The organism is Psychrobacter sp. UBA6766 (assembly GCF_002453355.1).
GTDB lineage: Bacteria > Pseudomonadota > Gammaproteobacteria > Pseudomonadales > Moraxellaceae > Psychrobacter.
Genome location: NZ_DKGQ01000034.1, coordinates 3182 through 3424, shown reverse-complemented (window position 1 = coordinate 3424; position 243 = coordinate 3182). Strand labels below are relative to the sequence as shown.

At 49.4% G+C, this 243-nt stretch carries 1 protein-coding gene; it reads right to left on the bottom strand.

What is annotated here, in order from left to right; translation table 11 throughout:
- A partial coding sequence (locus B4K26_RS07200) for an Ig-like domain-containing protein (protein WP_296244505.1) occupies positions 1 to 243 on the bottom strand: 243 nt, incomplete at both ends.

The following is a 243-nucleotide window of genomic DNA, read 5'->3' as shown; positions in this document are numbered from 1 at the left end:
TTGGATCTGTGATTTCAACGTTGGCGCCAGGCTCTCCTTTACCTGTGACGGTGCTACCATCTGTGCTAACTTCTAAATCGGTTGGCGCATCAGGAGCGGTTATATCAGGAGCGGTTACATTTGTCGCATCAGAGGTGTTCCCCGCAGGGTCTGTTAAGGTGGCTTCGATTTCTTCGCCATCTACCTGCGGTGGATTTAAACTAACTTCAAAGTCACCATTGTCATCAACCACCCCTTCACCAA